Genomic DNA, 12,832 nt, shown 5'->3' on the forward strand with positions numbered 1-12,832 from the left:
TACTGTTCATTTTTTTGTATAATAGTTCTATGAAAATTTTAGTTACATCTGGTGGTACAAGCGAGGCAATAGATCGAGTTCGCTCCATTACCAATCACTCTACTGGTAGACTTGGTAAAGTAATAACTGAGACTTTACTAAAAGCTGGTCACCAAGTTTGTCTAATTACTACGCGACAAGCACTAAAACCAGAACTACACCCGAATTTGACTATGATTGAAATCAAAAACACTTCCGATTTACTCCAAGAGATGAAACGGATTGTCCCTGATTATCAAGTCTTGATCCATTCAATGGCTGTTTCTGACTATAGCCCAGTTTACATGACAGGTCTTGACCAAGTTCAAGCGAGCCAAGATTTAAGTGAGTTTTTGCATAAGAAAAATATGGAAACAAAGATCTCTTCTAAGGATGAGGTGCAAGTCCTATTTCTCAAGAAAAATCCAAAGATCATCTCTCTTGTTAAAGAATGGAACCCCAGTATTCATCTCATCGGCTTTAAACTGCTTGTTGAGGTTACCAAGGAGCATCTGATTCAAATCGCTAGAGAAAGTCTTGTAAAGAATCAAGCTGACTTGATTGTCGCTAATGACCTCACTCAGATTAATGCTGATCAACACCTGGCTTATCTAGTAGAGGAAAAAGATTATCAGATTGCTGCTAGCAAACAAGAAATTGCTGACTTGTTAGTGGAAAAAATTCAAGGATTTGACTGTTAGAAAGGAAAATTATGGCTCGTATTACACTCGCTGTTACAGGCTCTATCGCCTCTTACAAGGCTGCTGATTTGGTAAGTGGCTTGAAGAAACAGGGGCATTCTGTTACTGTACTCATGACCCAGGCTGCGACTGCCTTTATTCAACCTTTAACCCTTCAAGTCTTATCACAAAATACAGTTCATCTCGATCTTATGGAAGAACCTTATCCTGATAAAGTTAATCATATCGAGCTAGGCAAAGAAACAGACTTGTTTATCCTTGCCCCTGCAACCGCTAATACGATTGCGAAAGTTGCGCACGGTTTTGCCGACAATATGGTTACTGCTACTGCTCTTGCCTTGCCAAACTATGTTCCAAAACTAGTAGCACCTGCTATGAATACCAAAATGTATGACCATCCAGCAACTCAAACAAACTTAAAAACTTTAGAAACTTATGGTTATACAATTATTTCCCCTAAAGAATCCCTACTGGCCTGTGGCGACATAGGACGGGGTGCTCTTGCTGATCTTGATACTATTTTACAACAGATAAAGGAAAAACTTCATGAACAAACGCTCTAATATTGCTCCTATTGCTATCTTTTTTGCCAGCATGATCGTGATTCATCTGCTGAGCTCTATTGTCTTTAATGTCTTGCCATTTCCAATTAAACCGACCATTGTCCATATTCCAGTCATCATTGCTAGTATCATCTACGGGCCACGGATTGGAGCCATTTTAGGTTTCTTGATGGGGATGATTAGCTTGACAGTCAATACAATCACAATTCTCCCAACCAGCTACCTCTTCTCTCCATTTGTACCAAATGGTAACATCTACTCCCTAGTTATTGCGATTGTACCACGCATCCTTATTGGGTTAACTCCATACTTTGTCTATAAACTCCTCAAAAACAAGGCGGGGCTCATCTTCGCGGGAGCACTCGGTTCCCTCACAAATACTGTATTTGTACTAGGCGGAATCTTCTTCCTCTTTGGAAATGTTTTTGACGGAAATATCCAAAAACTATTAGCTACTGTTATCTCAACAAATTCTATTGCAGAACTCATAATCTCAGCAATACTTACCCTAGTTATTGTTCCGAGACTTGAAAAAATCAAAAAATAAGAGGTCGGGAAAATCCCGGCCTCGATTTTTATTTGCCCTAAGTAACTGACTTTGTATTTAATTAAGATTACAGACTTCTAAAAGTCTCTTTGACGAGACTATCTAAAAGCATGATTGTAAAGACTTACTGATATGGGAAAAGGCTTCAATCTTGGACAAATAATTATTTTCCCATAGCCTTTTATCTACTTATTATTGGGCTAGACGTGCTTCTTCTAAAATCTTTTCAATTTTTGTCGTTAGCAAATCGATAGCTACAGTATTGGTTACACCTTCAGGAATTACAATATCAGCATATCGTTTAGTTGGCTCGATAAATTGGTGATACATAGGCTTAACCATCCCAAGATATTGATCGATAACACTATCTAGACTACGACCACGTTCTTCCATATCACGTTTAATACGGCGAATGATACGAACATCATCATCTGTATCTACGAAAATCTTGATATCCATCAAATCACGAAGTCGTTTGTCCTCCAAAACCAAGATTCCTTCTACGATAAAGACATCCTGAGGTTCTTGACGATAAGTTTTAGAACTTCTGGTATGGGCAGCATAATCATAGGTAGGAATGTCTACAGGACGTCCTGCCAACAACTCTTTGATTTGCGCAATCATCAAATCAGTATCAAAAGCAAAAGGATGGTCATAGTTGGTCTTAATACGCTCTTCAAAGGTTAGATGAGATTGATCTTTATAGTAGGAATCATGCTCAATCATAGAGATTTTTTCATTTGGAAAATGCGACAAGATTGCTTTAGATACGCTTGTCTTTCCTCCTCCAGATCCCCCTGTTACTCCGATAATGATTGGTCTATTTTGCATTGTAGCCTCCTTGTTTTTTCCCTCGTCTATTTTACCATATTTTTGATAAATTTTACAGATGGAGTTTTCTAGAAAATAGAAGAAAAAATCCTCATAGCTAGAAGCTACAAGGATTTGTAATTGATTAATCAAAGTTAACGTATTCTTTAGAAAGTTCAAGAACTTCTTCCATTGTTGAACATTCAGTAAGAGCACGGTTAGCGTATTCTTGCATTTTAGCAGTGTCGAGTTTCTTCATCAAGCTACGTGTACGAAGTACAGATGTTGCTGACATAGAGAACTCATCCAAGCCCATTCCGACAAGAAGTGGAACAGCTGTTTGGTCACCAGCCATTTCACCACACATGCCAGCCCATTTACCTTCAGCGTGAGCTGCTTTGATAACGTTGTTGATCAAACGAAGGATTGATGGGTTGTATGGTTGGTAAAGGTATGAAACTTGTTCGTTCATACGGTCTGCAGCCATTGTGTATTGGATCAAGTCGTTTGTACCAATTGAGAAGAAGTCAACTTCTTTTGCAAATTGGTCTGCAAGCATAGCTGCTGCAGGAATTTCAATCATGATACCAACTTGGATGTCATCCGCAACTGCAACACCTTCAGCAAGAAGGTTAGCTTTTTCTTCATCGAAGACTGCTTTAGCTGCACGGAATTCTTTCAAAAGCGCAACCATCGGGAACATGATACGCAATTGACCGTGTACAGAAGCACGAAGAAGAGCACGGATTTGAGTGCGGAACATTGCATCTCCTGTTTCAGAGATAGAGATACGAAGAGCACGGAATCCAAGGAATGGGTTCATTTCATGTGGCATATCGAAGTAAGGAAGTTCCTTGTCACCACCGATATCCATTGTACGGACAACAACTGGTTTACCGTTCATTCCTTCAAGAACAGCCTTGTATGCTTCGTACTGCTCGTCTTCAGTTGGGAAGTCTTGAGAATCCATGTACAAGAACTCTGTACGGTAAAGACCTACAGCTTCTGCACCGTTGTCATTAACACCTTCAACATCTTTTGGAGTACCAATGTTTGCTGCCAATTCGAAGTGTTTGCCATCAGCAGTAACAGTTTGAGCATCCTTCAAGAGTGCCCATTCAGCTTTTTGTTGAGCGTAAGCTTCACCAGCTGCTTTAAATTCAGCCGCTTGTTCTTCAGTCGGGTTGATAATCACTTCACCTGTAATACCATTAACGGCAAGTAGGTCACCATCTTTAACGATTTCAGTGATATTGTTTGTACCCAAAACTGCAGCGATTTCAAGTGTACGAGCCATGATAGCTGAGTGACTTGTACGACCACCAATGTTTGTTACAAAAGCTTTAACAAAGTTTTTGTCCAATTGAGCTGTATCAGATGGAGTCAAGTCGTGAGCAATCACGATTACTTCTTCATTGATAGAAGCTGGGTTTGGCAATTTTTTACCAAGAAGATTTGCCAATACACGTTTTGTTACGTCACGGATATCCGCTGCACGTTCTTGCATGTATGGGTTGTCTTCCATGCCTTCAAAGATTGTGATAAACATGTCTGTAACTTCTTTCAGACCTGCTTCTGCATTCACTTTCTTAGCACGGATAGTTTCTTTAATTTGACCGATCAATTCAGGGTCAGCAAGAACCATCAAGTGGGCGTCAAATACTTGTGCCGCTTCTTCACCAAGCGTACCTACAGCCTTCTCGCGGATAAGAGAAAGCTCGTTTTGAGAAGCTTCAAGAGCAACATCCAAACGAGCCTCTTCTGCATTTGTATCTTCGACTGTAACAGTCTCGAATGATAAATCCGGTTGAACGAGTAGATATGCTTTTGCAACTGCAACACCGTCAGATGCTGCGATTCCTTTAAGCATTTCTGTCATTTCCTTATGCCAATCCTTCTTTTTCCATTGTTTCTGAGATTGCAGCGATAGCGTCATCAGCGTCTGCACCTTCAGCAGTGATTGTAACGTCAGCACCTTGACCAACACCAAGGCTCATTACACCCATGATAGATTTAAGGTTAACTGATTTACCTTTGTACTCAAGAGTGATATCTGAAGCAAATTTGCTAGCAGTTTGTACCAACAATGTTGCTGGACGTGCGTGAATACCTGTTTCTGCCACTACGTGGAAATCTTTAGAAGCCATAGTTTGACTCTCCTTTAATAGTTTTCTTGTTGAGTTACATATCTGATAACCCTTACAATTTAGTATTATATCACCTTCATTGATATTTTTCAAGTATTTTATGGACTTTCTTCAATTTCCTTTCAGATAACTTGCTGAAAATCTTCTATTAAATTTAGCAAAACACAGTATGTAGTTTTTGTTAAGTTGTCTATAATGAAATCATTGATTTTTCTGTCGTTGTTTCTCAATGCTACACTATATATTGTGTTTGTTAGTAAAATCAGTAAAATAAGTACACAAGATTTAGTTTTAGAAAGTTGACAAAGTTTTTTTTTCTGATATACTAAGAAAGTAATAAATTTTTAAAGAGGAGTTACAGAAATGGTAACCGTATATTCTAAAAACAACTGTGTCCAATGTAAAATGACGAAACGTTTTTTAGACAGTAATAATGTTGAATATAAAGAAATCAATCTTGATGAACAACCTGAATACATTGATCAAGTAAAAGAGCTTGGCTTTAGTGCTGCTCCTATTATTCAGACACCAACAGAAGTTTTCTCTGGTTTCCAACCAGGTAAACTTAAACAACTTGCTTAAGAATCAGGACAAAAGCTTCTATGTCTACCTTAGAAGCCTTTCTTTTGTAATTAGATAAAGGATTTTTTATGGGATTAAAACAACTTGAAGATGTGACTTACTTCCGTCTTAATAATGAAATTAACCGTCCTGTGAATGGACAAATCATGCTTCACAAAGACAAGGAAGCTTTAGAAGCCTTCTTTAAAGAAAATGTTGTACCAAATACAATGGTTTTTAACTCAATTACGGATAAAATTAATTTCCTCATTGAGCATAACTACATTGAGACAGCATTTATCAAGAAATACCGTCCAGAATTTTTGGAAGAACTGCATCAATTTATCAAGGATCAGAACTTCCAATTTAAGTCTTTCATGGCTGCCTATAAATTCTATAATCAGTATGCTCTGAAAACTAATGACGGGGAGTACTATCTTGAAAGCATGGAAGACCGTGTCTTCTTTAATGCCCTATACTTCGCAGATGGTGATGAAGCGATTGCTATTGATATTGCTAATGAAATCATTCACCAACGTTATCAACCTGCTACTCCTTCTTTCTTGAATGCAGGTCGTGCTCGTCGTGGTGAGTTGGTATCTTGCTTCTTGATCCAGGTAACAGATGATATGAACTCTATCGGACGTTCTATCAACTCTGCTCTTCAACTTTCACGTATCGGTGGTGGTGTGGGAATTTCCCTCAGCAACCTTCGTGAAGCTGGAGCTCCTATTAAAGGCTATGAGGGTGCTGCTTCTGGTGTCGTACCAGTTATGAAGCTTTTCGAAGACAGCTTCTCTTACTCTAACCAACTCGGTCAACGTCAAGGTGCTGGGGTTGTTTACCTCAATGTCTTCCACCCAGATATCATCGCCTTCCTTTCAACTAAGAAGGAAAACGCCGATGAAAAAGTGCGTGTCAAGACCCTTTCACTTGGTGTTGTGGTTCCAGATAAATTCTACGAATTGGCTCGTAAAAATGAAGAAATGTACCTATTTAGCCCATATTCTGTAGAAAAAGAGTATGGAGTACCTTTCAACTATATCGACATCACTGAAAAATACGATGAACTAGTTGCAAATCCAAACATCCGTAAGACAAAAATCAAGGCGCGTGATTTGGAAACTGAGATTTCTAAATTGCAACAAGAATCTGGCTATCCTTATGTAGTCAACATCGATACTGCTAACCGTGCAAATCCAGTCGATGGTAAGATCATCATGAGTAACTTGTGTTCAGAGATTCTTCAAGTCCAAGAACCAAGTCTTATCAACGATGCGCAAGAATTCCTCCAAATGGGGACAGATGTTTCATGTAACCTTGGTTCAACTAACGTGGTCAACATGATGACTTCACCTGACTTTGGTCGCTCTATCCGTGCAATGGTACGTGCCTTGACCTTCGTTACAGATAGTTCACACATCGTCGCTGTTCCTACTATCGACCACGGAAATAGTCGAGCTCATACCTTCGGTCTTGGAGCTATGGGACTTCACAGCTATCTTGCTCAACAATTGATCGAATACGGATCACCTGAGTCTGTTGAATTCACAAGCATCTACTTTATGCTTATGAACTACTGGACCTTGGTTGAGTCAAACAATATCGCACGTGAACGTGGTGTTACCTTCCACAACTTTGAAAAATCAGACTACGCAAACGGAAGCTACTTTGATAAGTACACAAGTGGTGAGTTTGTTCCAAAATCAGACCGTGTTAAAGAACTCTTCAAAGATATCTTTATTCCTACTGCTGCTGACTGGTCTGAACTCCGTGATAAAGTTAAAGCAGATGGACTTTACCACCAAAACCGCCTTGCTGTAGCACCAAATGGTTCTATCAGCTACATCAACGATGTTTCTGCTTCTATTCACCCAATTACGCAACGTATCGAAGAACGTCAAGAGAAGAAAATTGGTAAGATCTACTATCCTGCTGCTGGTTTGTCAACAGAAACTATCCCTTACTACACTTCTGCTTATGACATGGATATGCGTAAGGTCATTGATGTTTATGCTGCTGCGACTGAGCACGTGGACCAAGGACTTTCACTCACACTCTTCATGCGTAGTGATATTCCAACAGGTCTTTACGAATGGAAGAAAGAAAACAAACAAACGACACGTGACTTGTCTATCCTTCGTAACTATGCCTTCAACAAAGGTATCAAGTCTATCTACTACGTCCGTACCTTTACAGATGATGGTGGAGAAGTCGGTGCTAACCAATGCGAGAGCTGTGTGATTTAATTCAACTCTCAAAAAAATTACATTTACTTAATCCATTAAACGTATTTTGCTGATAAAATCATGTAAGAATTTAAAAGTCGGGCTTCCGACTTTTTGTTCGATTATAGCATAGAATTATGATAAAATAAGAATGATTATGTTATCGCATTACTACACACAGAAAGAGATTTCAAATGAAAACTTACTACAAAGCCATTAACTGGAATGCCATCGAAGATGTCATTGACAAATCAACCTGGGAAAAACTGACTGAGCAGTTCTGGCTCGATACGCGTATTCCCTTGTCAAATGACCTAGATGACTGGAGAAAGCTTTCTAACAAGGAAAAAGACCTTGTTGGTAAAGTTTTTGGAGGTTTGACCCTTCTTGATACCATGCAATCAGAAACTGGTGTTCAAGCCCTTCGTGCTGATATTCGTACGCCTCACGAGGAAGCTGTTTTTAACAATATCCAATTTATGGAATCTGTCCATGCCAAATCTTACTCTTCTATCTTTTCTACCTTGAATACCAAGTCAGAAATCGAAGAGATTTTCGAATGGACCAACACCAATCCATATCTTCAGAAAAAAGCTGAAATTATCAATGAAATCTACCTAAACGGAACTCCACTAGAAAAGAAAGTAGCTAGTGTTTTCCTTGAAACCTTCCTTTTCTACTCTGGTTTCTTCACACCACTCTACTATCTTGGAAACAACAAGTTAGCCAACGTAGCTGAGATCATCAAGTTGATCATTCGTGACGAGTCTGTACACGGAACCTACATCGGCTACAAATTCCAACTTGGTTTCAATGAATTGCCAGAAGATGAGCAAGAAAAACTCAAAGAATGGATGTACGACCTTCTCTATACTCTTTATGAGAATGAAGAAGGCTACACAGAGAGCCTCTATGACGAAGTCGGATGGACTGAAGAGGTTAAAACCTTCCTTCGCTACAATGCAAATAAAGCCCTTATGAACTTGGGGCAAGATCCTCTCTTCCCTGATTCAGCTGACGATGTCAACCCGATCGTTATGAACGGGATTTCAACTGGTACATCAAACCACGACTTCTTCTCTCAAGTTGGTAATGGCTATCTACTTGGTGAAGTTGAAGCTATGCAGGATGATGACTATAACTATGGACTAAATTAATATCTAACCTAAAAAACATCTAAGTTTAATTACAAACTAGATGTTTTTTTTTGTTTATTTTTGTTTTCTTTAAGTTGCTTAGCTGTTTAAAATATGATAAAATAATATTAGATTTGGGGGTGGTTCAATGCTGAAGCAAGAAAAATTAGATACTATTTTAGAAATTGTAAATACAAAAGGAACTATCACTGTTAAAGAGATTATGAATCGCCTTGATATTTCCGATATGACAGCTAGACGATATTTACAAGAGTTAGCGGATAAGGATTTGCTGGTTCGAGTTCATGGAGGAGCTGAAAAACTTCGAACAGGTTCCTTATTAAATAATGAGCGTTCTAACGTTGAAAAACAAGGGCTACAAACAGCAGAAAAACAAGAAATTGCTCGCTTTGCAGGTCACTTAGTTGAAGAAAGAGAAACTATTTTCATTGGTCCAGGTACCACATTAGAATTCTTTGCGCGTGAACTTCCTATCGATAACATTCGAGTTGTTACCAATAGTTTGCCTGTATTTCTCATTCTAAATGAGCGTAAGCTAACTGATCTCATTCTAATCGGTGGTAATTATCGTTCAATTACAGGAGCTTTTGTCGGTACTCTCACTCTTCAAGATATCGCTAGTTTGCAATTTTCAAAAGCCTTCGTTAGTTGTAATGGTATCAAGGATCATGCTATCGCTACTTTTAGTGAAGACGAAGGTGAAGCACAGAAATTAGCACTAGAAAACGCCAATAAAAAATATCTCCTAGCTGACCATAGCAAATTTGATAAATTTGATTTCTTCACATTTTACAATATCTCAGATATCGACACCATTATCACTGATTCAAAATTAAGTGACCAAACACTCCAATCACTGTCTAAACAAACTAAAATTATCAAGTCAAAACCTTAAACTCTACAACTAGTCATAGAATTTAGTAGCTACTACTAATTCCATGGCTAGTTTTTTATTTTTCAAAAATTATAAAAAGTTCTCGAAATGTTTATAGAAATTTACCAAACACAAATATTATAGAACTAAAAAAACCTGAAAGTTATATCTTTCAGGTTTTTTGATTGGAATAATCAACTAATAGAATCGTTAGAAGATTTATTCTTCATCATCACGCTTACGACGTTTAGCCACTAATCCTAATCCAGTTAGACCTGCTACAACTCCAAGGAGAGCATTTGCAGCTGAAGCAGTTTCACCTGTATTTGGTAATTGCTTACGGGCCTTAGTGGTATCAGTTTGAGGAGCTTGACTAGTTGAAGTCGAATGAATCATAGACGCACTTGTTGATGTTGATGCTGATTCAGATGCTGATTCAGATGCTGATTCTGAAGCTATTTCAGTCAAATAAGCATCTGGATTGTCAGTAAGATAGTTTTTGACTCTATCTCTATCAACTTTTCTTGGTTTTGTTCCTTTTACTTGATGGTTTAGCTCTCCTGTTTTCTCATTTAGCTTTAACCAACCATAAATGGTATTACGTGAGATTTGGAAAACGTGTGATGCTTCTGTTATACTACGTGTTCGCTCACAATAAGCGAGAACTTTTTACGAAAATCTATTGAATATGCCATAAGAAGATTATACCACATTGTGTACTGCTTTTGTGACTCTATAATTTCTGTAGTGGGTAAAACCACCATAGGAATTATGGAGTCTATTTTGTTGTAGAAAAAAGTCCCATAAGATCTATAATGAAAAGCGACCAAACCATCATTAGAAAGAATCATATGGAACAATTAAATTTTATCACAAACTTACTCGAAATTAAAGACAAGAACATCATAATCTTGGAATATCTTGATGCTGGAACGCGTAAAGAAATCATCACTAAGCTATAGATTATCCTACTCCTAAGTGTCATCACTGCCTAGGGAAAATGACTAAATATGACTTCCAGAAAGAATCTAAAATCCCCTATCTAGAGTTTGCAGGCTATAAGGCACTCATTCGATTGAGAAAACGCCGTTTCCGTTGTAAAGTCTGTGGAATAATGGCTGTCGCAGAGACTTCCTTAGTCAAAAAGAATCACCAAATCGCTACCATCGTTAACCAGAAAATCACTCAAAAATTAATCGAGAAAGTCCCTATGACGGCTATCGCAGAAAGTCTATCTGTATCTACTTCGACAGTCATTCGTAAATTGAAAGAATTCAAATTCAAGACAGATTTATCTTTCCTTCCAACTCACATGTCTTGGGATGAATACAGCTTCAAGAAAGGTAAGATGAGTTTCATTGCACAGGATTTTGATTCCAGAAAGATCGTAGTTATCCTGGATGGGCGAACTCAAGTGACTATTCGCAATCATTTCCTTCGTTATTCTAGTCAGGTGAGAAGTCACGTGAAAGTCATTACCATGGATATGTTTAGCCCCTACTATGATATTGCCAGAAAACTTCGCTCTCAAATTTCAAGGCTCAGGCTGAAACAGTCCCCCAGACTGTTTCACTCCCAAATGCTAAAATCGTTCTCGACCGCTTTCACATTGTCCAACATCTCAATCGAACTATGAATCGTCTTCGCATCTAAGTCATGAATCATTTTGATCGTAAATCGCACGAATATAAGGCACTAAAACGTTACTGGAAACTCATTCAACAGGATAGCCGCAAACTCAGCGATAAGCGATTTTATCGCCCTACTTTTCGTATGTGCACTTCACGAATAATGAGATTCTCGAAAAGCTCCTTGCATACTCTCAAGAACTTAGATAGCACTATGAAGTCTATCAACTATTACTGTTTCATTTCCAAGAGAAACAAACAGATCATTTCTTTGATCTTATTGAAGAAGCAATTTCTTGTGTAAATCCTATTTTTCAAACTGTTTTTAAGACCTTTTTGAAAGATAAGGACAAGATCATGAACGCACTGGAACTGCTATACTAAAATGCAAAACTAGAGGCTACTAATAACCTCATTAAGGTCATCAAACGAAATGCTTTTGGCTTCCGGAACTTTGAAAACTTTAAAACTAGAATCCTAATCGCTTTGAATATTAAAAGGGAGAGAACCAAGTTGGCCCTCTCCAGGTTATAACTTTTCATCAACCCACTACAGTTGACAAAGAGCCGCTTTTGTTTCATTTGACTACACAATAAGAAAACAACTAAAAATTAAAAAGCTAGAGTTCCACAATTGGGAACCTCTAGCTTTTTGTGTCAGATAACTAATTTGTCTCAGATTCTTTTTGATTGGAATAATCAACTAATAAAATTTATTCTTCATCATCACGCTTACGACGTTTAGCTACTAAACCTAATCCTGTTAGACCTGCTACAACTCCGAAGAGAGCATTTGTAGTCGAAGCTATTTCACCAGTATTTGGTAATTGCTTACGAGCCTTAGTAGTATCGGTTTGAGGATCTTGACTAGTTGAAGTAGAATGAGTCGCTGATGTTGAAGCACTTACACTTGTTGATGCCGAATGAGGCATTGATGTTGAGGTGCTTGTGCTTGTTGATGCCGAATGAGGCATTGATGTTGAGGCGCTTGCACTTGTTGAAGTTGAGTGAGACATTGATTGACTAAGACTTACTGATAATGATAGTGATTGTGATACTGATGTACTAATTGAATCAGATGTAATAATACTATCAATATCTAAGCTATCAAGTGACAAGCTTTCTGGCATTCCCTTACTTGTAATAACAGATGTGCTTGCGCTTGTTGAAGCTGATGTGCTTGCTGAAGCCGATGTTGATTCAGAAGCTGATGTGCTTGCTGAAGCTGATGTGCTTGCTGAAGCTGACGTTGATTCAGAAGCTGATGTGCTTGCTGAAGCTGATGTGCTTGCTGAAGCTGATGTGCTTGCTGAAGCCGATGTGCTTGCTGAAGCCGATGTTGATTCAGAAGCTGATGTGCTTGCTGAAGCTGACGTACTTGCTGAAGCTGATGTGCTTGCTGAAGCTGACGTTGATTCAGAAGCTGATGTGCTTGCTGAAGCTGATGTGCTTGCTGAAGCTGATGTGCTTGCTGAAGCTGATGTGCTTGCTGAAGCTGACGTTGATTCAGAAGCTGATGTGCTTGCTGAAGCCGATGTGCTTGCTGAAGCCGATGTTGATTCAGAAGCTGACGTGCTTGCTGAAGCTGACGTACTTGCT

Annotated in this window: 12 protein-coding genes and 3 pseudogenes; 9 read left to right on the plus strand and 6 right to left on the minus strand. The window is 38.6% G+C overall.

Translation table 11 applies throughout. The features are described 5' to 3' along the window. Positions 1-29 precede the first annotated feature (29 nt). The 3 genes from coaB to AC3E7H_RS06515 are packed head-to-tail and all read left to right on the plus strand — an operon-like array spanning position 30 to position 1,829. Positions 30-719 (plus strand): phosphopantothenate--cysteine ligase, encoded by a 690-nt coding sequence (gene coaB / locus AC3E7H_RS06505; protein ID WP_000699482.1) that lies wholly within the window; start codon positions 30-32, stop codon positions 717-719. An 11-nt stretch (positions 720-730) separates the two neighbouring features. Next, on the plus strand, positions 731-1,282 hold the full coding sequence (coaC, locus tag AC3E7H_RS06510) for a phosphopantothenoylcysteine decarboxylase (protein WP_000101254.1): 552 nt from the start codon (positions 731-733) through the stop codon (positions 1,280-1,282). Continuing rightward, entirely contained in the window at positions 1,266-1,829 is a 564-nt protein-coding gene (locus AC3E7H_RS06515) for an ECF transporter S component (protein ID WP_001042711.1), read from the plus strand. The genes coaC and AC3E7H_RS06515 overlap by 17 nt, the downstream gene beginning before the upstream one ends. A 192-nt stretch (positions 1,830-2,021) precedes the next feature. Here AC3E7H_RS06515 and udk read toward each other — a convergent pair whose 3' ends face one another. The 3 genes from udk to AC3E7H_RS06530 all read right to left on the minus strand — a co-directional run bounded on the left by udk (position 2,022) and on the right by AC3E7H_RS06530 (position 4,786). Further along, complete coding sequence (udk, locus tag AC3E7H_RS06520; protein WP_490676273.1) at positions 2,022-2,660, minus strand: uridine kinase; 639 nt, start codon at positions 2,658-2,660, stop codon at positions 2,022-2,024. 124 nt (positions 2,661-2,784) lie between these two features. Beyond that, entirely contained in the window at positions 2,785-4,518 is a 1,734-nt protein-coding gene (gene ptsP / locus AC3E7H_RS06525; RefSeq protein ID WP_025171271.1) for a phosphoenolpyruvate--protein phosphotransferase, read from the minus strand. 4 nt (positions 4,519-4,522) lie between these two features. Then, entirely contained in the window at positions 4,523-4,786 is a 264-nt protein-coding gene (locus AC3E7H_RS06530; protein ID WP_000146952.1) for a phosphocarrier protein HPr, read from the minus strand. 363 nt (positions 4,787-5,149) lie between these two features. Here AC3E7H_RS06530 and nrdH point away from each other — a divergent pair, with 363 nt between their 5' ends. The 4 genes from nrdH to AC3E7H_RS06550 all read left to right on the plus strand — a co-directional run bounded on the left by nrdH (position 5,150) and on the right by AC3E7H_RS06550 (position 9,627). Further along, on the plus strand, positions 5,150-5,368 hold the full coding sequence (gene nrdH, locus AC3E7H_RS06535; RefSeq protein WP_000259242.1) for a glutaredoxin-like protein NrdH: 219 nt from the start codon (positions 5,150-5,152) through the stop codon (positions 5,366-5,368). Positions 5,369-5,436: 68 nt separating this feature from the next. Then, a complete protein-coding gene (gene nrdE, locus AC3E7H_RS06540) occupies positions 5,437-7,596 on the plus strand; it encodes a class 1b ribonucleoside-diphosphate reductase subunit alpha (protein ID WP_000523571.1) in 2,160 nt (719 codons plus the stop codon). Between the two features lie 173 nt (positions 7,597-7,769). Then, on the plus strand, positions 7,770-8,732 hold the full coding sequence (gene nrdF / locus AC3E7H_RS06545) for a class 1b ribonucleoside-diphosphate reductase subunit beta (protein WP_049526102.1): 963 nt from the start codon (positions 7,770-7,772) through the stop codon (positions 8,730-8,732). 127 nt (positions 8,733-8,859) lie between these two features. Then, a complete protein-coding gene (locus tag AC3E7H_RS06550) occupies positions 8,860-9,627 on the plus strand; it encodes a DeoR/GlpR family DNA-binding transcription regulator (RefSeq protein ID WP_000917594.1) in 768 nt (255 codons plus the stop codon). 198 nt (positions 9,628-9,825) lie between these two features. Here the strand turns inward: AC3E7H_RS06550 and AC3E7H_RS06555 are convergent, their stop codons facing one another. Then, positions 9,826-10,002 carry an LPXTG cell wall anchor domain-containing protein gene (locus tag AC3E7H_RS06555; RefSeq protein WP_025171272.1) on the minus strand — a complete coding sequence of 59 codons (177 nt, stop codon included), beginning with the start codon at positions 10,000-10,002 and terminating at the stop codon, positions 9,826-9,828. A 51-nt stretch (positions 10,003-10,053) separates the two neighbouring features. Next, positions 10,054-10,301: pseudogene (locus AC3E7H_RS06560) on the minus strand (IS630 transposase-related protein); the annotation flags it as partial. 156 nt (positions 10,302-10,457) lie between these two features. On the opposite strand from AC3E7H_RS06560, the pseudogene AC3E7H_RS06565 reads away from it, so the two are divergent. Then, a pseudogene (locus AC3E7H_RS06565) lies at positions 10,458-11,768 on the plus strand (transposase). A gap of 178 nt (positions 11,769-11,946) precedes the next feature. On the opposite strand, the gene AC3E7H_RS06570 reads toward AC3E7H_RS06565, so the two are convergent. Then, positions 11,947-12,249 (minus strand): LPXTG cell wall anchor domain-containing protein, encoded by a 303-nt coding sequence (locus tag AC3E7H_RS06570; RefSeq protein WP_490676274.1) that lies wholly within the window; start codon positions 12,247-12,249, stop codon positions 11,947-11,949. 136 nt (positions 12,250-12,385) lie between these two features. On the opposite strand from AC3E7H_RS06570, the pseudogene AC3E7H_RS06575 reads away from it, so the two are divergent. Next, a pseudogene (locus AC3E7H_RS06575) lies at positions 12,386-12,832 on the plus strand (DNA translocase FtsK); the annotation flags it as partial.

Source organism: Streptococcus sp. SCPM-O-B-15304 (M98) (genome assembly GCF_058200215.1).

Excerpts from the sequence above, each read along its gene's own strand:
- coaB (WP_000699482.1), top strand. The coding sequence starts at position 30 with ATGAAAATTTTAGTTACATCTGGTGGTACAAGCGAGGCAATAGATCGA.
- coaC (WP_000101254.1), top strand. The coding sequence starts at position 731 with ATGGCTCGTATTACACTCGCTGTTACAGGCTCTATCGCCTCTTACAAG.
- AC3E7H_RS06515 (WP_001042711.1), top strand. The coding sequence starts at position 1,266 with ATGAACAAACGCTCTAATATTGCTCCTATTGCTATCTTTTTTGCCAGC.
- udk (WP_490676273.1), bottom strand. The coding sequence starts at position 2,660 with ATGCAAAATAGACCAATCATTATCGGAGTAACAGGGGGATCTGGAGGA.
- ptsP (WP_025171271.1), bottom strand. The coding sequence starts at position 4,518 with ATGACAGAAATGCTTAAAGGAATCGCAGCATCTGACGGTGTTGCAGTT.
- AC3E7H_RS06530 (WP_000146952.1), bottom strand. The coding sequence starts at position 4,786 with ATGGCTTCTAAAGATTTCCACGTAGTGGCAGAAACAGGTATTCACGCA.
- nrdH (WP_000259242.1), top strand. The coding sequence starts at position 5,150 with ATGGTAACCGTATATTCTAAAAACAACTGTGTCCAATGTAAAATGACG.
- nrdE (WP_000523571.1), top strand. The coding sequence starts at position 5,437 with ATGGGATTAAAACAACTTGAAGATGTGACTTACTTCCGTCTTAATAAT.
- nrdF (WP_049526102.1), top strand. The coding sequence starts at position 7,770 with ATGAAAACTTACTACAAAGCCATTAACTGGAATGCCATCGAAGATGTC.
- AC3E7H_RS06550 (WP_000917594.1), top strand. The coding sequence starts at position 8,860 with ATGCTGAAGCAAGAAAAATTAGATACTATTTTAGAAATTGTAAATACA.
- AC3E7H_RS06555 (WP_025171272.1), bottom strand. The coding sequence starts at position 10,002 with ATGATTCATTCGACTTCAACTAGTCAAGCTCCTCAAACTGATACCACT.
- AC3E7H_RS06570 (WP_490676274.1), bottom strand. The coding sequence starts at position 12,249 with ATGTCTCACTCAACTTCAACAAGTGCAAGCGCCTCAACATCAATGCCT.